This window comes from Granulicella paludicola (genome assembly GCF_025685545.1).
Classification (GTDB): domain Bacteria; phylum Acidobacteriota; class Terriglobia; order Terriglobales; family Acidobacteriaceae; genus Granulicella; species Granulicella paludicola.
Window position 1 is genome coordinate 253,296 of record NZ_JAGSYC010000023.1, and the last position, 21,690, is coordinate 274,985.

A 21,690-nucleotide genomic window follows, 5' to 3' on the forward strand; every position below is an offset into this window, starting at 1 on the left:
GTTCAAAAAACAAGCTTTAACCTCTCGATTTAGCCGCTAACTATTTAGACGTGTCCTTTTATCTTCTGAAGGCACATCCGGCATGACGATCTGTTCATGGACGGAGGAATCGGCCAAGGACCCGAGAGGCTTCGCTCGACGGTATGCTACTTTACATCAGTCAAGCAAGTGGACGGGCTAGAGAGCCAGCGTCGGATCAAGCACTGCGTCCTCACCAAATGACTGGAGTCGACCGCCGAAATGAAGTCCGCAAGCACTCTCAAAACTGTACGCCTCACGCATCACTACATCGGCGTGTTCTTCGCACCGACGATCCTGTTCTTCGCGATCACCGGAGGCCTTCAGATGTTCGGCCTGCACGAGACATCTCGCGGGAGTACCTATACGCCGCCCGCCATATTGGTTCATCTCGCGCAGTTGCATAAAAAGGGGACGTTATATGTATCGTCCAAAAAAGCGCCTCCCTCCCCCTCCGCCAAGATCGATGGGGCGAAGCCTGATGCTCCGAAGTCACCGCCGCCAGCTCCAGCTCCGCCCGTATCCAATCCACTGCCGATGAAGGTGTTTTTTGCCGCAACGGCTCTGGCCCTCGTGCTGTCGACCTGCACAGGGCTCTTCATGTCGTGGAAGTATGCACGTAGAAAGTCCTTGGTTGGCTACGTACTACTCGCCGGAATTGCATGTCCACTGCTCCTGCTGGCTTTATGATGGCAGCACCTAGTCTCATTGGCGCCAGATTCTCGAACCATTTACTGTTCAAGAACGGTGTGCTGAGGGATTTGTGGCGAAGTTTAAGTCGACACACACTCGTCACGGTGCAAGCGGGATGGAATTATGCGACTTTTGTTGGTCGAGGATGAACTCGAGATACAGAGCTTCGTCAAGCAATCCTTGACGGATGCGGGCTACGAGGTGCACACAGCAGAGGATGGGAAAACTGCTGCCATCCTCGCAGCGAAGAACGTATACCAAGGCATGATCATCGACCTGGGGCTACCTGATCAGGATGGCATCGATCTCATTCTTCAGTTGAAGAAGTCCGGCATGATGAGCCCGGTCCTCATCCTCTCGGCGAGACGTTCGGTAGACGATCGAGTGAAGGGGCTGGAACTGGGCGGTGACGATTACCTCACCAAGCCCTTTGCGATCGCCGAATTGCTAGCCAGAATGCGGAACCTTCTCCGCCGCAACTCACCGCCGACAGAAGACGCGACCCGGTTGCGCATTCATGACCTGGATCTCGACATGATTAAGCGCAGAGCGACCAGAGGCGACCAGGTTCTGAACCTGAGTCCGCAGGAGTTCGTCTTGCTTGAGTACCTCTGCCGCCACGCCGGTCGAGTTGTTACGCGCTCCATGCTCTTGACTGAAGTTTGGGGCATGCGGATTCAACCGGACACAAATGTGGTCGACGTTCACATCTACCGTCTTCGTGGGAAGATTGACACAGAAGGCCGTGAGCCGTTGATCAAGACGTTGCGAGGTATCGGATATGTCCTCAAAGGCAGCTAATCCTATCCTGCGAAGTGCAGCCTGGCGAATCTCGCTGTGGGCAAGTCTGGCGTTTGCGATTGGAACCATGCTGGTATTCGGCATGCTGCACCGATTCGTAGCAAGCGACATACAGCGGCGAAGCGACGCATGGCTCTCCGGCGAAGTCGGGGTGTTGAGCGACGTCGCTACACGCACTCCTAAGGATCGCTTGTATAGGCGCGTCGTGGGTGAAGTGGCAGAACTTGCCAGCCGCGAGGTGCCGAATCACCAGCAGTCCAGCAGCAATGAGAACGACGCTGTTTTCTTTCTTCAGGCGGGAGATAACGGACCGGCTAAGTTGTGGGTGGGTGCTGGAGATGGCGCATCGAATCTCGCGGCAATCCGTTCTACTCGCATGGCGCCCGACGTACCTTTTGACTTGCGGGTTAAGGGCTTCCGCATTCCGTTTCGTGTTGCGGCCGTCCGAATCGACGACGGCAGCTCTATCTATCTGGGATTGTCTGAACGTGATGAAATTCACGTATTAAAGAACCTGCGCGTGCGGTTCTTCACTCTCTGGGTTGCGATGGTACTACTCGGCTTTGCAATCGTCTTCTACGCAACGCGAAAGATGTTAGGACGCGTGAGCGAGATCACAGAAGCAGCATCGCGCATAGGCCAGTCCGACCTGAGCAGCCGAGTTCCCGACACAAAGGGAGACGACGAAATCGGCCATCTGGCTCGAACGCTGAATCACATGCTCGACCGAATCGAGAACACTGTTCATCAGTTGCACACCATCACGGACTCTCTGGCCCACGATTTGCGAAGTCCCCTCACGGCAATCCGCGGCAAGCTGGAGACGACGTTGGCTACGGATCTCAGACCGGATCATACGGAGGCTATTGTCACCTCCATCGATGAACTCGACCGTCTGACTGAGTTCCTCAACACATCGCTCGATGTGGCAGAGGCAAAAGCGGATGCACTGCGGCTGAACCGGACAGAGGTAGACCTCGACGAGCTGGTACGCAGCATGAGCGACCTTTATGAGCCTTCCATGAGCGACAGAGAACTCCAGCTCGAAGTCCACAGCGAGGGTCCGGTGAGAGTTCTTGCAGACGCGGCGCTTCTTCATCGCGTCATCGCCAACCTGCTCGATAACGAACTCAAACACCTGCCTGCTTCATGCCTGATCTGCATATCCCTTCGAAGCGATGAGCACATGGCGACACTTATTGTGGAGGACAACGGTCCCGGTTTCGATGCGGAGGTTGGTCATCACCTCTTTGAGCAGAGAGTAAAAGGCCGCGCATCACGGGGGCACGGCCTTGGACTGGCTTTTGTAGAAGCTGTGGTTCGTGTGCACGGAGGCCAGGTGGCAGCAACGAACCGCAACGAAGGAGGAGCTAGAATCACGGCTAAGCTACCGCTATGTCGGATTCAAGAAAGAGAGCAGCCTGAAGCTCTTGCGCTGGTAAGCACTTAGCCTTCTGTTGCGAGGCATCAGGCGTGAACACTCACTGCGCCTCATATGGCTTCTGCTACCAGTCAGCGCTTCCGGCTCTCGTTCCAATGGAACCCCTCTCGATTCCGAACTCATTTCAACCCGCATCCTGAAAAAGTGATCGACGACGTTCATCGCCCAATGAAACTCGATCAATGAGCCGGACACATCATGGCACCCGCAGTCACCTTCGCAAAGGGCGCCGATATCTGTGCGACACTCCAAAGTTGGCCGTTCTTCATCACACACTGAACACGTATGGTGTCGTCGATATTTCTGAGCGGGTCTCCTGCCGTAATGATGAGGTCGGCGAGGTGGCCGGGTTCCAGTGTGCCGAGGTCTTTTTCAAGACCGAAAGCGCGGGCCGGAAGAATGGTTGCCGTCTCCAGCGACTGCCAAGGTGCCATGCCGAACTTCACCTGCGCGCGAAGATTCAAGTGCAGACTGGTCGCCGGAATATCCAGCGGAGAGTCGGTGCCCGCGAGGATGTATCCCCCTTTGCGGTAGTCATCGGCGACTATCTTTTCCTCTTCCTTCAGGTGTTCGAGCGCAGGGGTCTGATCGGTATGCTGTGCTGTTTGTACGGCCGTGACGAGACGCTTGTTCTCCCATGGAGGAGCGATGCCTTGCCGCGGATCGGTGGCCATGCCGGGGTCGTCCGCATAGGGCGCCTGAGAGAATGTCGTGGTGATCGTCCACATCTTCGAATCGACGAGCAGCTTGTGCACGTCCTCATAGCTGCGGCCCGTGAGCGAGCGCGAGTAGGCCCAACCCCAGCGTGAGGTCGCCGAAATATGCGTCATACCATCTTCGCCTAGATCGACAGCAGGCAACAGGTAGTGGCTTGCTGACTGCACGCCCATCTGTTCATGCCCAAAGGCGGCACCCTGCTTGGCCCAGGCGAAGGGCAGTCGCACGTAAAGCTTGACGAAGTCGAAGTCTAGCGCCTTCAGCCGATCGAACTCGCGATGCAGCTGGGCCTCAGAGGTCGTGGGGATCATCATGGGGTAGTAGACGCGCTCACCATCGACGGCCTCGCCGGTATCGAAGAGTCGCGGCCCCGTGGTTAGGCCAGCAGCGTAGGACTCATGGTGCTCGACGGCACGATAGGCGTTGTCGGCGACGCCCTTCAGTTCGGTGATGCCGTAGCTCAGCCAGAGCCTGCCCATGCGATCGCCATAATAGATGCCGTTGTCTGAGTCAGGATGCGCGTGGCTTTCCCATAGGCCCGGCATCACAGTGGAGTCCTTTGCCTCAATGACGCGGGTAACACCAGCGGGTGTCTGCGCTGTATGGGGGGTGACGCTGGTGACGCGGTTGTTTGTAATGAGGATATCGACGTCGGTCATCTCGTCAGGGCCGGAGCCCTTCCAGAAACGGGCGGCGTGGATGAGGATTTTCTGCTCGGGTTTCGCAGGATGCCATGTGAGATCGACGGGGACGGGTGTGATCTTCTTCGTCGCGCGGTCGATCAATTCCAGCTTGCCGTTGGAAAGGAAGAGCAGACGCTGCGAATCGCCGCTCCAGGTAGGCGCATCGGTCGTGACCTCGGCGAGCATCGTGGCTTTGCCACTCGGGTGACCGTCCTTATCGACGGGCATGGTGTAGAGCACATCGTCCATGACGAAGGCCATCTCTTTGCCGTTGGGCGAGTAGATGGGGCCATCCTCGGTGCGCGTGGTAACCGACTCAAATGGAGCAGGCTCGAAGGACTGCTGTGCGCCAGTGGCAACGTCCACAGTTACGATCTGGCTGGTGCCTTCGCGATAACGCCTGGTATACGGCTTGATGGTGGCGATCGCGACGGTCTTGCCATTCGGCGAGAACGACGGGCGACCGGGAAAGAACGTCGTCGCTGCGAGCAGTCGAATCTTACCAGTGGCGAGATCTGCGATTTGGGTCGCCATCGTCTGGTCCTGGAAGGCGATGCTCTTTCCATCGGGCGACCACGCCGGCATGATCTGGGCGGATTCGCTAGGAGCGGCGCGCTTGTCGCCGCGGCTGTCGCCGGCTGCCATGTCGTGCAGATAGATGTTTTCGATGCCGTCTCTGTCGGAGATATAAGCGAGCGTCTTTCCATCCGGCGACCACGCTGGGCCCTGCTTATAGAATCCGTCCTGCGTGATCTCGACAGGCTTGCCGCCCACCGGCATGACGTAGAGCTGATTCAGAGCGACGAAGGCTACCTGCTTGCCATCGGGTGAGAGCGCGGGTGCATAGATGCCCTTCACCGGCTTCGCTGCGGTCGAATCAAAGTCATACTTCTTGTGCGTGTACTGTGGTCTCCACGCGGGGATCGCTGCGCTGAACTTGAGGGGCGTCTCCGTTTTCGCTCCCACATCCGCGCGCAGGATCTGGCCTTCGCTGGTGTAGATAAGTTCGCTGTTCGATAGCCACACTGCGGGGAACGGGAAGGTATCGAGGCCTTTGCCGGTGTAGACGGGCTCGCCGCCCTGGGCCTTGATGACGACCAGGTGTGCATCATCCAGCATCATGCCTGCACCTTCAAAGAGGATGTAGGACAGCAGCTTGCCACCGGGCGAGAAGCTGGGTGCTTCCACGCGCGCCTTCGCGGGATCGACAGAGACGATGGTGTGCTGCTGTCCACTTGCCAGGTCGATGAACTCGATCGACTTTCCCGCATTGCCGGTACCGCTGATGAAGACCAGACCTTTGCCATCGGGCGACCAGCTGGGCCCAAACTCATCGGCTGCGGACTTTGTGATGCGCTTCAGTGTGCCAGTGGTTATATCCGCGGTCCAGATGTCGTAGGAGCCACCAAATGCTCGATCGGAGGTGAAGGCGATAGTTTTTCCGTCAGGGGAGACTCGCGGTTCGCGGTCGTCGCCGTGCCCTGTGGTGATCTGTTTCAAGCCGGAGCCATCCGGATGCATCGTCCAGATGTGGAAGGTGCCTCCGAAGTAACTCTGCAGCGCCACGAGATCACCCTTTGCCGACCAGTCAGGATGAGATTCCTCATGCAGTGGATCGGTAAGAGGTTTTGCGTTACCGCCGCTGAACGGGATGGAGTAGATGATGCCCTGAATGTCAGCCAAAACTGTCTTGTGGTCCGGCGAGATAGTCACTTGCATGTTGGTGCCCTGCGTAACAGTGATGCTCTTCTGCATCTGCGCCGTAAGGGGAAGGCTGCCAGTCAGCAGCAGAAAGGCGAAACGCTTGACCACGGGCACTGCAATCGACATACATCATCTCCAGAAGCGGTTGAAACGAGTTTGCTATGCAGCGCGATGGTGCGCTGTGCAGCCGGTTGAGGCAATGATTAGAACGACAGACGCCCGATGAATTGCAGCGAGCGCGCCTGATACTCGAAAGGTGCGCCGGAGGAAGCGATCGGAGCGCCATAAGCGTTGGCTCCAGTTCCGGTGGTGGCGCCTACCGCAAAGTTGCCGTAGTTGGAATGATTGAAAAGGTTGAACGCCTCGACGGCGACGATGGCTTTGACGCGGCCCTTGATCTTGAAGCTCTCCTGCAAGCGAGAGTCAACACGATTGTAGGGAGTGCCACGGAAGCCGTCGCGCTGAATAATCCAGTAGCCATAATTCGCGTCGTAGTAAGTCTTGGACAGCGGCGCATAGATCGTGGTGCAGTGCGCGATCGGGCAGGTCTGTCCGGGAGCGATCGGCTGCGACACAAGACTCTGTCCACCTGCGACAGCAAAGCCGAAGGTGCGTGTGCTGTTGGCGTAGCCGTTGACAGACGAGCCGGAGGTATCCGCGAAAGCAAGACCTGAGCCGAAGTGGTAGAGACCGGAGAGCGAGAGGCCATACTTCCACTGGTACTCGCCGTTAACGGTCAGCGTGTGACGTTGATCGTCGGTGCCGTTGGCCCACTCCTGTTGCACGCCCTGGTAGAACGGCTTGTTCGGGTACGAGAACGCACCGCCGGTGGAGTTCTTGGTGCGTCCCCATGTGTAGGCGATCGCTCCGGTAAAGCCGTGCATCGTGGCGTGCTTCAAGCCGACCTGCAGGGCATCGGCAATCACACCCGCTCCCGGATAGGTGGTGAAGTTTCGAGTCGCGCCACCGAACAGATTGTTGCAGACCTGCTTGGCTGAGACGCCGCCCGGGCCCGCGCCGGAGAGGTTACCGGAGAGGTTGTCGAGCAGGATGCCACCGTTGCCGCAGACACGCTGGCCGTAGGTGGTCGATGAGATCGCAGCCGTCGGATTCAAGTTTTGCTGCGGATTGGCGGGATTTTCCAGCAGATTGCCGCTGAGAGCGATGAAGTCATCATAGACACGCATGTGGACCAGGTCCGCGGTGAGCGTGGTTTTGAACGGTAGTTCACGGGCGATACCAAACGACCCTTGAAACGCATACGGGGTCTTCGAGCCGCGACGGACCGGTTGCGGAGAGGTCACATATGCTGTTGGATTCGCGGAGGGGTTTTGACCGGCGAACGGTGTTGGCAGCGAGAGCGGAGCTGCAGGCGAGCCAGAGACAGTGGCTTGCAGAGCACGCGCGGTGCTGCTATAGAGCTCTTCGTCAATGATGGCGTTCGCGACCTGGTCGGCGTAGTACATACCTGCACCACCACGAATGGAGGTTTTGCCGTTGCCGCCAGGATCGAAGGAGAAACCGACGCGGGGAGCAAAGTTCGCGTTGGGATTGGTGTTTGGCGTCAGCAGGCCCGGTGTCGGCACATAGCTGGTGTTGTAGGCGCCGAGATCGTTGTCATAACGGATACCGAGATTGAGTGTGAGGCGCGGCAGTATCTTCCAATCATCCTGCGCCCATGTACCGATACCGTTCCGCTTGATATCGATGTTGTAGCTACCGAAGGCCTGCGTAAAGATCTCGCTGCTGCAGTAGTTGTTGATCGCCGTGTAGTTCCAGGTGGAGGGGTCGAGCGTCCCGTTTGGGAAGAAGGTGTTGTACAGCGCCTGGGTCGCGGTGGCTCCGCCGGTGCAGGTGGTTACGCCGCCACGAAGATACTGCGGAAATGCGCCGCCGTGGAAGGTATAGAGATATTCGCCGCCTAATCGAACGCTGTGCTTACCTTTGAGCCAGAACAGATCGTCTCGATATTGCTGGCGATACTCGCTGAAGATCTCCGGCTGATTGTAGGGTTCCCCGACCGTCGAAGCAGGCAGTGTAAGCACGATTGAGTTGTCGGTGTAGTACGGAAGATTCTCGAACTGGAAGTAGTGGAAACCTGCGTGAACATCGTTCACTAGATGGTCGTTTACATTGTGGTTCCAGTCGAAGACGTAGCCAGCCGAGGAAACTGCCGATGAATAGGATTGGCTGGGATCGTTGCCCTGCACGACAAAACTCGTAGAAGATTTATAGCCATCCCCGCGGAGGAAGAAGTGGTTCTTATCGTTGCGCTGGTAATCGAGTCGTCCGAGATATTCGTTATTCAGCACAATGACGGGATGCGTAAAGAGGCTACCCGCAGTCGTGGTCACATAAGGATTGAGCGTAGTGGTGTTCGGGCTATGCTCCCCCTCATATGAACCGAAATACCAGAGGCGATTGCGCTTGATAGCGCCGCCGAGGGTACCACCGTACTGCTGGTCGGCAAAGTCGAGAACCTTCTTGGCAATAGGGTCCGCTGCGTTGAAGTAAGAGTTGCGGAAGTAGCCGAAGGCCCCACCGTGCATCTGGTTCGCACCGGTCTTGGTCTGCACATTAACGTAGATGCCCGCGGAACGGCCGGAGGTAGCATCGAACCGGTTCGTGATGATCTGGAACTGAGAGATGGCGTCCTGCGAGAAGTGCGGCTGGCCGAAGCTTGAGCCCACCGAATCCTGCGAAACCTGCAGGCCATCAAGGGTGATCTGGAACTTGCCTGTCTCTGCATCGCCTGCGTTCGTGGACTGCCCGGAAGCTGCTGGCGTGTTGCCAAACGAATTCGCCTTGATACCCGGCACAAGCGCGGATAGTTCTACATAGTTGCGACCGTTGATCGGCACGTCCTGTATTTCAGTCGGCGTCACATTGCCCGCCACGGCAGATGATGTCGTGTCAATTGCTAGATCGTTGCTGGCTTCAACAACTACGGCGGTCGTGGTCGAAGCCAGTGGCAGCGAGAGATCCACCTGTGCAAGTTGGCCTACCAGCAGGAGTATCTTCTTCTGTGCGGTGGCAAAGCCTGGCGCGGTGGCCGAGATGGTGTACTCCGCAGCCGTCACGCTTGGCACTACATATACGCCCTGTGCGTTGGTCGTCGTAAAGAAGCTGGCTCCGCCGGTCTGCTTCACCTCTACCTTGGCGTTTGGTAGCGCTCCACCCTGGCTGTCCGCAACGACGCCACTGAGGCCGGTCTGCTGTCCAAAGGCTGGAACCGCGAAACTAACAGATACTGCAAGAACAAGCAGAGACAAGAGACGAACTCGCATCAAGAAGAATCCTCACGAAAGGTACGGTTGGAACAAATCGAAGGCGGCGCACGCCGCTCAGCGGCGGAGAGCGAACCATAGGTCTTCGGCGTACAACGAGGCTTCACCGCGCGAGGGCTCAGCGTTCGCGGTGCAAAGATAGAGGGAGTTCGAGAGCAGGAGGGTGCAGGCTTCCATCGGCGGGGATGATCGCGCTTGCACTGCAGCAGGGGACCTTCTCTGGAGAAATACGACTCAAGAAAGGGCAGGCCCTTGTGACTGAATGCGTTGAGCATAGACGCACACAGAAAGGCTGTCTAATCAAAAGATTTTCGCGCGTAATAGAAATATGTTAACGTGAGGTACATCGCAGGTGGCAACGTATGGTCCGTGTCGATCAGTACTTCGCCAAGCGATATCCCCCGGCAACTTCATAGTCTGACTTCGCTGTGCAGTGACACAGTCAGGCGTTCCCTCCCTTCTGAACGCGAAGAACTCCCTTTTCCTCGAGGCGCTTTTTGGACTTCAGAATCCGGCAGTTGCAATGCTTCCTTACGCTCGCTGAGCTGCTCAGCTATAACAAGACGGCGCGTGCGCTCTACATGAGTCAGCCCACCATCAGCTTCCAGATCAAGTCGCTTGAGGAGGCGTTCGGGGTAAGGCTGTTTGAGCGCGATCGTCAGCAGGTGCGTCTCACCGAGGCAGGAAGTACCTTCCGCAACTATGCGCAATCGATCATGGATACCGTCGATGCGGCCCATGAGAAACTCAACCGCATCCACAGCCCGCTTCATCTACGTGTGGCATGCGGGCCGGTGGGCCAGTTCATTCTGCTACCGGCAATTCTACGCATGCTTGCTGAACGCCATCCGGAGTTCGATCTGGAAGTGAGCGAGCTGACCACCGAGCAACAGATCACCCGATTGCCCGAGGGCAAGGTCGACGCTTTGCTGATGGTCGGATCGCTGCCTATTCCGGGTGTACGCTTTGACCCCTTGTATGAAGACACGCTGGTAGCGGTGATCTCCTCCCACCATGTGCTCGCGCAGCAGGCAGATATCTCGGTTGAGAGCCTGCGCAGCTATCCCATCATTGCCTCGCGACTGCGGGACTGTCGGTTTCATCAGCCGTTTCTGCGCGATCTGCTGGAGCCCTTCGGCATCACGCCGCGGATCATTGAATCGCCTCAATCCTGCACGGTACAGTTTGCCTACGCTGCCGCAGGCGAAGGCATTGCGATTGCTACGCGCGCGATGGAGAGTGGCACGTTTTCAAACCTTGTGACCAAGCCGTTCCGCGAGACGCTGCCGACGCTGCAACTGGGGCTGGCTGCGATGACCTCGAACGAGTCGAGCGCAATGAATCTCTTTCGCAGCGTTGCGGAGGAGTGCGCTGCAGCGATCCTGCTTCCAGCACAGCAGTTTGCGCGTAAACCGAAGATCGTGCCGCGGTCGGTACCTGTATTCTCCGAGAGGATACAGGCGGGTTAGCTGTCGTCCTCATAGATCCACTTAGACAAGGGAGAATTACGATGGCGAACCGCCGAAGCTTTTTGAAGTCGGCCTTACTCAGCGCGCCCGCAACTGTGTTTGCCAGCTCCGGGATACTCGGCCAGGCGGGCGCACCGGTGGCGAAGAAGCTAACGCCGAACTCGATTGCCGTTGAGACGCTTCCCTTGCACTTCGATGTCGAGTCGGGCATCCACAATCTTGAAAACGGCTATTGGGGCGTGATGCCTCGGTCCGTCGCGCAGGTGTATGCGGAGCAAACTGCCTTTGTGACAAAGACGAATTCGATATGGGCGCGCAACGTGTTGCCCGGGGGAGCATGTCTTTCCGCAGGCGGCCGCGAGGCACGCGAGTCGGTCGCTGCGATGGTGGGAGCGTTGCCTGAGGAGATCGCGATTACACGCAGCGGCTCCGACGCACTGCAACAGTTGATTACGAACTACAAACACGTCAAGGCAGGAGATGCGGTGATCTACTGCGATCTCGACTATGACGCGATGATCGCGTCGATGGATTGGCTCGGCGATCATCGCGGGGCGCAGGTGGTAAAGTTTGCGATGCCCGAACCTGCCACGACAGCGAACATTCTGGCCGCATATGAGGACGTGCTGAAGCGGACACCGAACGCGAAGCTACTGCTGGTGACACAGGTATCCAACCGCACTGGGCTGGTGACGCCCGTGAAGGAGATCGTCACGATGGCGCGCGCCCGCGGCGTGGATACGATTGTGGACATCGCCCACGGTGTCGCGTGCCTCGATTTCAAGATTGACGATCTGGGTTGCGACTTTGCCGGATGGTCAGTCCACAAGTGGACGAGCGCTCCGTTGGGTACAGGCGCGATGTACATTCGCAAGAGCCGCATTGACGACATCGATATCGCCTACGACAATCACGATCTGCCGGCGCATGACATTACAGCACGTGTGCCCGCAGGTACCGTGAACTTCGCAGCAGTTCTTAGCATTCCATCAGCGGTGGAGTTCCACTACGCTGTGGGTGGTGCTGCTAAAGAAAAACATCTGCGTAGTCTTCGAGACCGCTGGGTGGATCGTGTGCGCGAACTGTCCAACGTCGAGATCTGTGTTCCCGACGAGCCTGCGCGCTCGTGCGCGATCACGAGCTTTCGCTTGAAGGGCATGCGGTCAAACGAAGACGCTCAGCAAGTGCAGAAGGTACTCTTCGAAAGATACCGCGTGCACACGGTGTGGCGTAAAGGTGTGGCTAAGGGGCCTGTCATCCGCGTGACTCCAGGGCTTTACAGCACGTTTGCAGACTGCGACGCCTTGGCAGCCGCGCTGCACAAAGAGCATGCGATGTTTGCGTAGCCTTGCCGCAGGACACCTCTCAGCTTATTTCCAGAAAGTAATCACCAAGCCGCCGATAACGATGAACGAACCGCCCAGGAGAATGGGTGGTGTCGGCGACTGGTGAAAGCGGAGCTTGGCGACAACCTGCGCAACCACAAAGAATAAAGCCACATAGACGCCGAGGAGTTTCCCAAAATCCCACTGCGGCAGATTCACAAAGAAACCGTAGAAGGCCAGAACTCCGATACCCAGCACGAACCAGAACGACCGCGTCGCCCCGCTGGAGCGGTACATGGCTGACTGAAAGAAGGAGTCGCCAAAAACCTCGAGAGAGGCTGCAAGCGCCAGGACGACGAAGGCACCGAGAGGCGTTGCTACCCATTGGTTCAACAGCGTCTTCATGCACGATCCTTTCTGTTGCCCATGATTCAATTTTTCGTTGAGTATAGCAGTGGCTCGAAGACGCATATCCTATACACTTCGAAGACACCCTGAACTTATATCTACCTGTGCCGGGAGCCTACCTGTGAGAATTGTCAGCGTCGTCCTGTTGGTCTCTGGCTGGTTCATCGTCATGGCAGCGCTCGTCTTGCTGGTGAGTCCAAGCGAGCGGTTCAGCTTTATCGTTGCAGGACTTCTCGTTCAAAGTCTCGGGCTTGGACTGCTGGCGCGCAGTTTCATTCCACAGCGGACTGCCCATTTGAAAGATAGCTTCGGGAGGAGTCAATGAACTTTGTTGTCTCGCTCATCTGCCTTCTTCTAGTGCCTTTTTCCTTTGCGGGTCTCGCGCTAATTCAGCAGGGTCTTGGCCGCAGCCGTAGCGCTGCCCATGCCATGTTGGGCGGTATCTGCGCGTTGAGTGTGTCCGCGATCGCCTTCGTGCTGATCGGATCGGGCTGGGCAGGGTACCCAGGCGGACCCAATCATTCCTTTCTCGCGGGTGGGATCACATGGAACTGGCTGGGTGCAGCGCCTCGATGGGGCCACGCCGCAACGGACGACGGGCTGTATGCCTCGCTGGTGCTTTGCCTGCAGTTGCTTTCGGTCGCTCTCACAGCCATGATTCCCGTCAGCACAGGCAATGATCGCTGGCGTTTACGCTCGATCTGCGCCAGCAGTGCGTTGCTTGCCTGTGGAGTCTTTCCCTTGTTCGCTCACTGGCTCTGGGGCGGCGGGTGGCTCAGCCAATTGCAGAACACGCTCGGTCTACCGCCGCTGCTTGATGTGGGAGGTGCCGGTACGATCCACGTGGTCGGAGGTTTGTCCGCACTGTGCATCGCGTGGCTGCTGGGTCCGCGTCGAGGCAAGTATGACGATGGCATGGCGGCTGCCATCCCCGGACATAACATCGTGCTGGTTCTCTTCGGCTGCGTGCTTGCGCTCGTTGGCTGGACGGGGTTGAACATGGCCGCATCGCTGCTCTTTCACGATGCGTTGCCCCAGGAACTTCTGCTGGTCTTTCTCAACGCTCTGCTTTGCGCGAGTGCCGGATGCCTTGCAGCCGTAGCCACGACACGTCTTCGCTATCGCAAGGTCGACGCCAGCCTGAGCGCTAACGGCTGGGTCGCGGGTTTAGTTGCAGGCAGCGCGGCCTGCGGCTTGATCTCACCTGGAGCCGCGATTTTTACGGGGCTGGTTGCAGGCGCACTGATGACCTTCGTGGTGGAGGCTCTGGAGTTAAAGCTATTCGTCGACGATCCAGCAGGCTCGATCGCGGTACACGCAGTGGCGGGAGTCTGGGGCCTCTTGGCCTGCGGCTTCTTCGCCAAGAGTCATGCCGCGCACCTCGCTCAACTCTCGAGCCAGATGGTGGGCGTCGCAACTCTTCTCGGCGTGATGCTGCCGCTGATCTATCTGACGAATGCTCTATTGAATAAGATCATGCCCTATCGAGTGGACGACGACGGCGATCTGCAGGGCATGGATATCCGCGAGTTGGGTGCGGGCGCCTACCCTGAGTTCGTTCTCCACGCGGATGACCTGATACCGCGATAACCGTGGGTGATACAACGATCAGTGATGACGGGCGACCAGTACTAACACCAGGAAGATCGTGAGCGGTATCAGCACAAGAGCGGCAAGCCCAAGAGTTCGCCGCAGGCCCGGAGACTTATGGGTCTCCCACGTCTCGGCTTCGGGCCTCGATACAACGCCAACCTCCTCTGGATTTGCGAGATCATGCGCCATCTCGCGGGCGCTGGCATAGCGGTTCTTCGGATCGCGTTCGAGCGCGCGATAGATAATCTCCTGTACTTGCGGAGTGATGCTCTCTTCACGCTTTGAAGGCGGGACCGGTTGATTGAGCAGCCGATCGTTCATCACGGCGAAGGGGTTCGGCCCACTGAAGGGCACGACGCCGGTCAGCATCTCATACAGCATGACTCCCAAGGCGTAGATGTCGCTGCGAGCGTCTCCACGCTTGCCGCGGACCTGCTCCGGAGAGATATAGTCGGGCGTCCCCATGCTCTGGGAAAAATGAGCGAAAGTCAGGCGCCGCGAACCAGCGTTCGCTGCGATGCCAAAGTCAATGAGATGAATCTCATCGTTCGGTCCAACAATGATGTTCTCCGGTTTCAGGTCGCGATGCACGACACCGTTAGTGTGAAGAAAGGCCAGGGCTTCGCATACGCTTTTCGTCAGAGCCAGAGTGCGCTCAAGCGGCACCTTCTTTTCTTCGTTTAAAACCTGACGCAGCAGTCGACCTTCAATCCATTCCATCACCATGTAAACCTGGGTGCGGTTCGGATTAGGGTAGACTTTCATCACGCCAGGATGATCGATCCGGGTGCCGATCTCCTCCTCACGCTTGAAACGCTCATACATGGTCGGATCGCTCTCGACCTCTGGATGCGGCACTTTGATAGCGACCTGCTCTCCTGAACGGAGATCATGTGCGCGGAACACCGATGCCATGCCGCTGGTGGCAACGAGGGCATCCAGCTTGTAAGAATCAAGAGTGTCGCCGGGCCGCAGCGTAAGGTTTGGAGCGATCATTTAGAGCAACCTGTAGGGACGTCCCCGATAGAGCCCCATACGCTCTACCGTGAGAATGTGGATCAGCTGCACGCTCACATTATCATGACCTCCCGCTTGAAGTGCAGCATCTATCAAGGACTTGGACGCGGTTTTCAGATCGCGGCTCACCATGAGGGTGTGCTGGATCACTGCATCGGGGACATACCCGTGCAGACCATCGCTGCAGAGTAGCAACACATCCTGAGGCAGCACGTTGACTGTAATGGTATCGGCGGCGACGAAAAGCTCGCTGCCGAGCGAGCGCGTAAGAACATGGCGGCTCTCGCCTTCATCCGCTTCCTCTTTCGTGACCAACCCCATCCGGAGCTGCTCCACAGCAAGGGTGTGATCGTGAGTTAGACAGGTAAGATGGCCATTGCGATATTGATAGCAGCGTGAATCACCCACGTGAGAGATGACCGCCGAATCGAAGCGCAGCGCACATCCCACAAAGGTCGTTCCCATCTGACGACCGCGCTGGCTGGTGCCGCTTGCGTGCCCGGCGTCATACACGGAGGCGTTTGCCTCCTGCACCAGGCGCGGCAGCAGCGAGACGTGCATTACACCTTTAGGTATTTTTTGAAAGCCCTCAAGCGCGGTCTTGATTGCCAGGTTGGACGCCACTTCGCCGCTGTCATGGCCGCCCATGCCATCGGCCAGCGCAAAGAACCATCCGCGAGATTGAACCTCAGCGGCGGTTACGGGCAGAACGTGGCCTAGAGCGTCTTCATTATGATCGCGGACCTTGCCGGTATCGCTCTGTTCAGCGAAATCAAGACTGAGCATGGATTCCTCTCCGGGCAAACTGCGGAGGGCGAGTATGACCTCGCCCTCCGTTTAGCATCCCTCATCATCGTATCGAAACTATTCAGCAGTGACAGGTCGGCTTTCAACCAGAACAGATTTTCCTGACGACTTGCTCTTACCCACGAAGTGAAGTGCCCCATAGATACCCCAGACCGCAGCGATCGCCAAGGCCAGCAGCGGCTCTTTACTTGTGCCGTAGCCCATCACCGGCCCGACGAGGTAAAAGCCCATGCAAGCCAGGTTTGCAATCAACCCGAAGCCCGGAATAAACAGATGCAGCAGAGCGTTGAACTTCGGATGCTTGTGATACGCCACCATGCAGAGCGTGCAGCTGAGAGCGTAGAGAATAAAGGTGCCAAAGTTCGACGCCAACGTGACCGTCAGCAGGCTGTTGGGCAAAGCTGCCATCTTGGCGTGGCTGGAATACCCAAAGCTCGACCAGATGCCGTGCGGTATGGTCGCGATTGCCGCGTCCGTCGGAGCGCCCGCATCACCGAACACCATCAGGACAGCGACACAACCAACCACGGCAGAAATAGCTGCCAGCGTCCAGATAGCGCGGTGCGGCGTCAGCTTCTGGTCGTGCAGCAGGCCGAAGCGGTTTGTGACCTCCTGGTCTTTGCCCATCGCATAGGTCACACGAGCGCCCGTGTTCATGCAGGAGAGGGTCGTTCCAATCAACGCAAGAACGACCGTCGCCGCCTCAAACAGCATGAACGTTCGGCCATGGCCCTGCCCAAAGAGTGCGTCGCCGACGATAATCATCATGTCGCCGATCGGCGCAGCCGAGCCCGACGCGCTGACCATCGTGTATCCGCTGTTCAGGAAGAAGTTCGCGGCAAAGTATTCGAAGAAGTAGAAGAGCACGCCCTGCACGAGCAACGAAGTGATGACAGCAATTGGCACATCGCGTTTTGCGTTCTTCGCTTCGCCGCCCATCGCTGTGACGGATTCGAAACCCACCAGGATCAGAATCGCCACAGTGGCCTGAATAAACACCCAGCTGAAGTGGTGTGGGCTGACGACGGAAGCAGCGCTGCCGTGGGTGAGGAAGGCGCCGGTCGCGTCACGTTCTGGATAACTAATGTGGAAGGGTACGGGCTTTCCGTTGGCGTCGAGCTTGGGCATGGGCACTCCGCTTGAGTCGCGGACGATGGTGTCAGTGGACACCCCCTTATCGACGGTGGTGGTGGTCTTGAACTCGTACGTATACGCCTCGCCGGAGCTCGAATCGAACTGCCATGCCACCGACCCAGCGGGGTGGCTGCTGCGGTAACCCAGCGCGAGGACCGCGAAGACCAGCAGAGCGGTGATCTGAATCACGTTGATGCCAAGGTTGATCGCGGTGGAACTGTTCACGCCGCGATAGGCGATGTAGGCCACCGCAAAGGCGAAGACGACCGCAACCACCATCATGAAGAGCATTCCCGGATTCGATGCGCTCATGAAATTGGGATAGAGCGTACCCACAAGATAGCCGCTCACAATACCCATGGTGCCGACCATGACGCCAGGATAGATCCAGTAATACAAATGCGACGCCCAACCCACGATGAACTTGGAGATGCGTGCGTACTTCCAGGCACGATCGCGGTTCAGAAATGCCTGTTCAGCAAAGTAATAACTGCTGCCTGTACCCGGGTACAGCTTTGCCATCTCGGCATAACAAACCGCGGTTGAAAGACAAAGTACGAGCGCGCCGAGAACGCCCCACCACATCGCCGGAGCGGTCTGCCCGGTCGTAGCCTGAATAAAAAAGGTGAGCCACAGGAACGCGCCAGGGGCAATCAGCGCCATCGCATTACTGGTCAATCCTGTAAGACCCAGAGTTTTTTTCATTTCGCCGGTTGGCATATCGGACATGGTGGCTCCTCATTTCAATAAAATATTTGAACTGCGCAAGACTGAGCTTCTTTAACTTCCTTGGACGAGCATTCACAACGAAAATTGCAGCACTAAAAATGCCAAATGAGATCTGCGGAAACCGTCAGTGCCTGATTCTTTCCGAGACCTAGAGGATTCGTTGCCGCGCCCTGCGAGACACCTTCCAGATTGGAGATGGAGGCGCCGGGCTGAATGTTAAGACCAGAGACACCGTACTGAGTGAAGGCATGGGTATAGCTCACCTCGGGGCGGAAGGTGATCGTGGTGCCCGCCCAGAAGTCGAAGCCAACCATATGCTCTTCATAGATAGCGGGCGTTCCCGTGCGCTGGCCCTTGATGTCATCTACGAACTCGTTGCGGATATTGAGCGATGCTGTGTTGTTCCAGAAGTTGTGCTCAACATAGTTGGTGAAAGCGAATTCGGGAGCGAAACAGCGGGCCTGCTGCCGAGTTACCGGAGCTCGGGGATCGGTGCAGACCGCACCGAAGTTGAGGTTCACCGGTAAAGCCGCGTTGGGATGTGCTGCAAGGTTAGGCAGGTACTGGAACGTGGTTTCAGGCCAAGGGGTCTTCGCTGTAGGTAGATACTGGCCGGTGGAGGTGCTCTGATTGGCTGCGTTGAACCAGTACATATTGGGAACCTCGCGCTCGTACTGGTACCAGGCTTCCGAATCGGTATGCCACTGTGCGTTGATGCGGTGATACCAGGTCATGTAGTACGCCGCGAGATTGTTGTAGGCGTACTTGGAGTCGTTGATGCTGTTGGCGCAGGTGTTGATGGCATTGCCGCCCTGCGACCAGGTATACGTGGCGCAGACGTTGCCGGTCAGCTTGGCATCCGTGGTCCACGGCATGACATCACAGCCGGTGGAGATTCCGCCTTGAATGGTCCAGTGGTCATTCGCTTTGATCGTGGCGTTGACACCTGTCTGGGTGTAGCAGTCGTAGGTATAGAGGATGGAGTGCGAATAGCTGTAGTTATTGGGCGCGAGTTGGGCTTCGATATCCGGTAGCGATACATATCGACCAACGCGAACGTTCATTCCGTGCCCCACCTCCGGGACATAAAGATCGAAGTACATCATGACGGGATCGAACCCATACATGGAGTTCTTCAGGAGTAGTTGCTGGCTGAGCATGCCCTTCGCCGTAGTGAAGCGATAATCCGTTCCGTAGAGCAGAGTCGCCCGATATCCCCAATCCACATGCGATGTCTGCGCGGTGTTTGGGTAGCGTTCTAGGTAAAACGCAGCCTGGTCAAGTTGTATTGTGTTTGCATAAACATCGTACGCGGAAGGAGCGTTGGAAGCGATACCTTTCGACGCGTTAGTCTTATTATTTGTGGAGCCGTTGGCTCCAACCTCAAGCCAGCCATACATTTTGAACTGTGATTTGTTTTCGTTGATGGCCTGCATCAGAGGGTAGGTTTGGCCGTCAGGCACTTCGATGGTGGGGGTTCCGCCCATGGGCCAATCGGAGGCAGGGTACGGGGGCGAGGCCAGGGGTGCCGGATAGTCACGGCGCGGTTCGGGTGTGACAGTGACGGGGGGTTTGCCAGTCCAATCGGCAAGATAGGCATGGCCCAGTCGGACAAAGAGGCTTTGATTGGCCGGAGCCGGCTCAGACGGAGCGATCTGGGAGGGAGTCGCTGTAACAGCAGGCAGGGCCACTGAAGACGTAGCGGTTTCAGAAGAAACGCATGGTGGCGGCTCCGCAGGATTAGACCGTGCGGGCAAGGGCCAAGCCACCGCGCGCAGCGTGTTGGCAGAGGAACTACAGCGCGTTGGGCTGGCCGGTTCCTGCGCAGAGCAAGCAAGCGTCAGCCCGAGAGCGAGAGTCCATCGTGAGAGTCGTACAACCCTGGAAAGGGTTGGGAAAAGAGTTTGCAATTCGTTGCCTCAACTGAGTCTTCAGGGAAGACTTATCAGGGAGCAGGACGGCTCGATCTGAGCCGCCCTGCCCTTTACGCGAACAGACAGAAACGAGCTTAAAACTTCACCATGAGAGCGAAAGTCAGCTTCTGCTCATCCTTGCGAAGGTCTGGCTGCCACAGAGTGAAACCCGATGTACCGGTGGAGCTGGCGACCACAGTCGAAATCGGAATGTTCGCCGGGTTCGAGCAGTAGCCCTTCATGTAGGTCTGATCAAGGTTCGTGTTCTTCGCACCGGTGGTGCCAGCTACGCCGAGGCCGAGGCCAGAGTCGAACGAAGTTTGACCGTTCGAGCAGACATAGTCAGCCGAGTTGCCGACCGCGCTGTTCTGCGAACCGCCGGGAGGCGTCATGCCGCGGCGACCCGTCCAGTAGGGTTGATCGGCGTGGCGGTAACCATACTCCATGCGATACGTGAGGTACTGACGCGGCATGTAGTCGTAGGTGAGGGTGAAGTCGGCGGCGCGAAACGCATCGCCAGGGGTCTGCGGAAAATAAGGCGATTCGGCAAGTGCGGTCGCTCCGTTGATAACCGGCGTCAGCACTAGATAGCGACCCGGATTGTTGATCATGCCCCCGCCGATGGTGAAGCCCTGGCGATCGTGATTGAACCAGAGGCGTGTGTAACTCATGAAGCCAAGAAAGCTTTGTTTGACGGCGACCTGTTTTAAGCCAGCAACGATCTGCGTCTTGTTGCCGTGGCAGGCAACGGGCGTCTGGCTGAGTTGCTGAACGTAACCGGTACCGAGGTTCACGACTTGGGGATAGCCCGCACCGAACTCGCAGCCGGCGTCGAAGGTAAGAGAGGTTGCCATGCGATCCAGCTTGCTGGTGGGCCGCTCGAACCACTTGTACTCCGCGCTGTTATCGGTGTGAATGCGAGCGCGATTCGCAACACCCAGATCGTCTTCACCGTAACCGTAGTTGTTGGAGATGAAGTTCCAGTTGCCGGTGGGGTTGTACTTGATCTGTCCGCCGAGTCCGGGCTTGCTGTTGAAGCGGCCATACGCCTGCCAGCCGTTCGTGAACCACGGCTCGATCTTGAGGTGGGGTGTCGGGAAGAACTGACCACGAACGCCGTTGAAGAACCAGGGCGTATTTGAGGAAACAAACGAGGGCTGATAGGCCCAGTTGTCGAAGTTGTAGTAACCGAAGAGTCCGACGTAGGACATGAAGATACCGGCGTCGATGTTTACGCCCTTGAGGTGGTTGATATGGTAGCCACCGTAGGCTTCTGAGAGATAGCGATAGGCGTTGGCGAGGTTCCATTGTCCGCGTCCCTGGCTGGCGTCGTTACGCGGCGTGGTAACCGAATACTCGCCAAACTGGGTCATGAAGCGCGCGTGCACGTTAGAGAGATAGAAGTCGCCACCGATGCCAAGCTGCTCGATCTGGATCTCCTGCGCGCGGAAGATCTCACTCGATCCGCTGATCGTGTCGTCGGCAGGATGATTGAAGTCGAGGTTGTAGTTGATATCGGCGCGGATTTCGGGAATGAAGTGCTTCGTTGCCAGGGGCGTGTCATGGTTGCGAGGCATACCCATCAACCAGGTCCAGTCCTGATCGGAGAACGGCGCAATCGGCTCCTTGTTGCTATTCGGGTCTTCGTCTCCCGGGGCGACGATCGAGCGCGTCTTCAGGTCTGCCTCAAGCACCTCGATGCGCTTCTTCATGGCCTTCAACTCGTCCGCGGTCGGCGCAGTCGACTGGTCGCTCGATTGCGCCTGCCCTGCTGTCGAGGAGGAGTAACCCGCAGCAGTCGGCGGTATGGCAACGGGCGTCTCTGCGGCGACCTGGGTCTGTCCGAAGACGGGGGCGCTGAAGGTCAGACCGGCGGCCAGGGTCAAGGATATTTTCTGGAGAAACGTGGCTGTATGGATCATGCACTCTCTTTCATCGGAGAACGTCAAAG

At 57.5% G+C, this 21,690-nt stretch carries 14 protein-coding genes; 6 read left to right on the forward strand and 8 right to left on the reverse strand.

Annotated features, from left to right (window positions below):
- Nucleotides 1-240 precede the first annotated feature (240 nt).
- The 3 genes from OHL14_RS08445 (at nucleotide 241) to OHL14_RS08455 (ending at nucleotide 2,962) form a co-directional block, all read left to right on the forward strand.
- Nucleotides 241-708, forward strand: a complete 468-nt coding sequence (locus OHL14_RS08445) for a PepSY domain-containing protein (RefSeq protein WP_263378901.1) — start codon at nucleotides 241-243, stop codon at nucleotides 706-708.
- A 126-nt stretch (nucleotides 709-834) separates the two neighbouring features.
- Nucleotides 835-1,512, forward strand: a complete 678-nt coding sequence (locus tag OHL14_RS08450; protein ID WP_263378902.1) for a winged helix-turn-helix domain-containing protein — start codon at nucleotides 835-837, stop codon at nucleotides 1,510-1,512.
- Between the two features lie 67 nt (nucleotides 1,513-1,579).
- Entirely contained in the window at nucleotides 1,580-2,962 is a 1,383-nt protein-coding gene (locus OHL14_RS08455) for an ATP-binding protein (RefSeq protein WP_263378903.1), read from the forward strand.
- Between the two features lie 170 nt (nucleotides 2,963-3,132).
- On the opposite strand, the gene OHL14_RS08460 is transcribed toward OHL14_RS08455, so the two are convergent.
- Nucleotides 3,133-6,183, reverse strand: a complete 3,051-nt coding sequence (locus OHL14_RS08460; RefSeq protein WP_263378904.1) for an amidohydrolase family protein — start codon at nucleotides 6,181-6,183, stop codon at nucleotides 3,133-3,135.
- Between the two features lie 77 nt (nucleotides 6,184-6,260).
- Nucleotides 6,261-9,344, reverse strand: coding sequence for a TonB-dependent receptor (locus OHL14_RS08465; protein ID WP_263378905.1), 3,084 nt, complete (start codon nucleotides 9,342-9,344; stop codon nucleotides 6,261-6,263).
- Nucleotides 9,345-9,862: 518 nt separating this feature from the next.
- Here OHL14_RS08465 and OHL14_RS08470 point away from each other — a divergent pair.
- Nucleotides 9,863-10,813, forward strand: coding sequence for a LysR family transcriptional regulator (locus OHL14_RS08470; RefSeq protein WP_263378906.1), 951 nt, complete (start codon nucleotides 9,863-9,865; stop codon nucleotides 10,811-10,813).
- A gap of 41 nt (nucleotides 10,814-10,854) precedes the next feature.
- Nucleotides 10,855-12,159, forward strand: a complete 1,305-nt coding sequence (locus OHL14_RS08475) for an aminotransferase class V-fold PLP-dependent enzyme (protein WP_263378907.1) — start codon at nucleotides 10,855-10,857, stop codon at nucleotides 12,157-12,159.
- Between the two features lie 24 nt (nucleotides 12,160-12,183).
- On the opposite strand, the gene OHL14_RS08480 is transcribed toward OHL14_RS08475, so the two are convergent.
- On the reverse strand, nucleotides 12,184-12,543 hold the full coding sequence (locus OHL14_RS08480; RefSeq protein WP_263378908.1) for a hypothetical protein: 360 nt from the start codon (nucleotides 12,541-12,543) through the stop codon (nucleotides 12,184-12,186).
- 324 nt (nucleotides 12,544-12,867) lie between these two features.
- Between OHL14_RS08480 and OHL14_RS08485 the strand changes: the two genes are divergently transcribed.
- Nucleotides 12,868-14,136 carry an ammonium transporter gene (locus OHL14_RS08485; protein ID WP_263378909.1) on the forward strand — a complete coding sequence of 423 codons (1,269 nt, stop codon included), beginning with the start codon at nucleotides 12,868-12,870 and terminating at the stop codon, nucleotides 14,134-14,136.
- 18 nt (nucleotides 14,137-14,154) lie between these two features.
- On the opposite strand, the gene OHL14_RS08490 is transcribed toward OHL14_RS08485, so the two are convergent.
- The 5 genes from OHL14_RS08490 to OHL14_RS08510 all read right to left on the reverse strand — a co-directional run bounded on the left by OHL14_RS08490 (nucleotide 14,155) and on the right by OHL14_RS08510 (nucleotide 21,661).
- On the reverse strand, nucleotides 14,155-15,135 hold the full coding sequence (locus OHL14_RS08490; RefSeq protein ID WP_263378910.1) for a serine/threonine protein kinase: 981 nt from the start codon (nucleotides 15,133-15,135) through the stop codon (nucleotides 14,155-14,157).
- Nucleotides 15,136-15,942: a PP2C family protein-serine/threonine phosphatase gene (locus tag OHL14_RS08495; RefSeq protein ID WP_263378911.1), complete on the reverse strand. Its 807-nt coding sequence runs from the start codon at nucleotides 15,940-15,942 to the stop codon at nucleotides 15,136-15,138.
- Between the two features lie 78 nt (nucleotides 15,943-16,020).
- Nucleotides 16,021-17,826 carry an APC family permease gene (locus OHL14_RS08500; protein ID WP_263378912.1) on the reverse strand — a complete coding sequence of 602 codons (1,806 nt, stop codon included), beginning with the start codon at nucleotides 17,824-17,826 and terminating at the stop codon, nucleotides 16,021-16,023.
- 92 nt (nucleotides 17,827-17,918) lie between these two features.
- Nucleotides 17,919-19,313, reverse strand: a complete 1,395-nt coding sequence (locus OHL14_RS08505) for a porin (RefSeq protein ID WP_263378913.1) — start codon at nucleotides 19,311-19,313, stop codon at nucleotides 17,919-17,921.
- 521 nt (nucleotides 19,314-19,834) lie between these two features.
- Nucleotides 19,835-21,661 carry a porin gene (locus OHL14_RS08510; protein ID WP_263378914.1) on the reverse strand — a complete coding sequence of 609 codons (1,827 nt, stop codon included), beginning with the start codon at nucleotides 21,659-21,661 and terminating at the stop codon, nucleotides 19,835-19,837.
- Nucleotides 21,662-21,690: the final 29 nt, after the last annotated feature.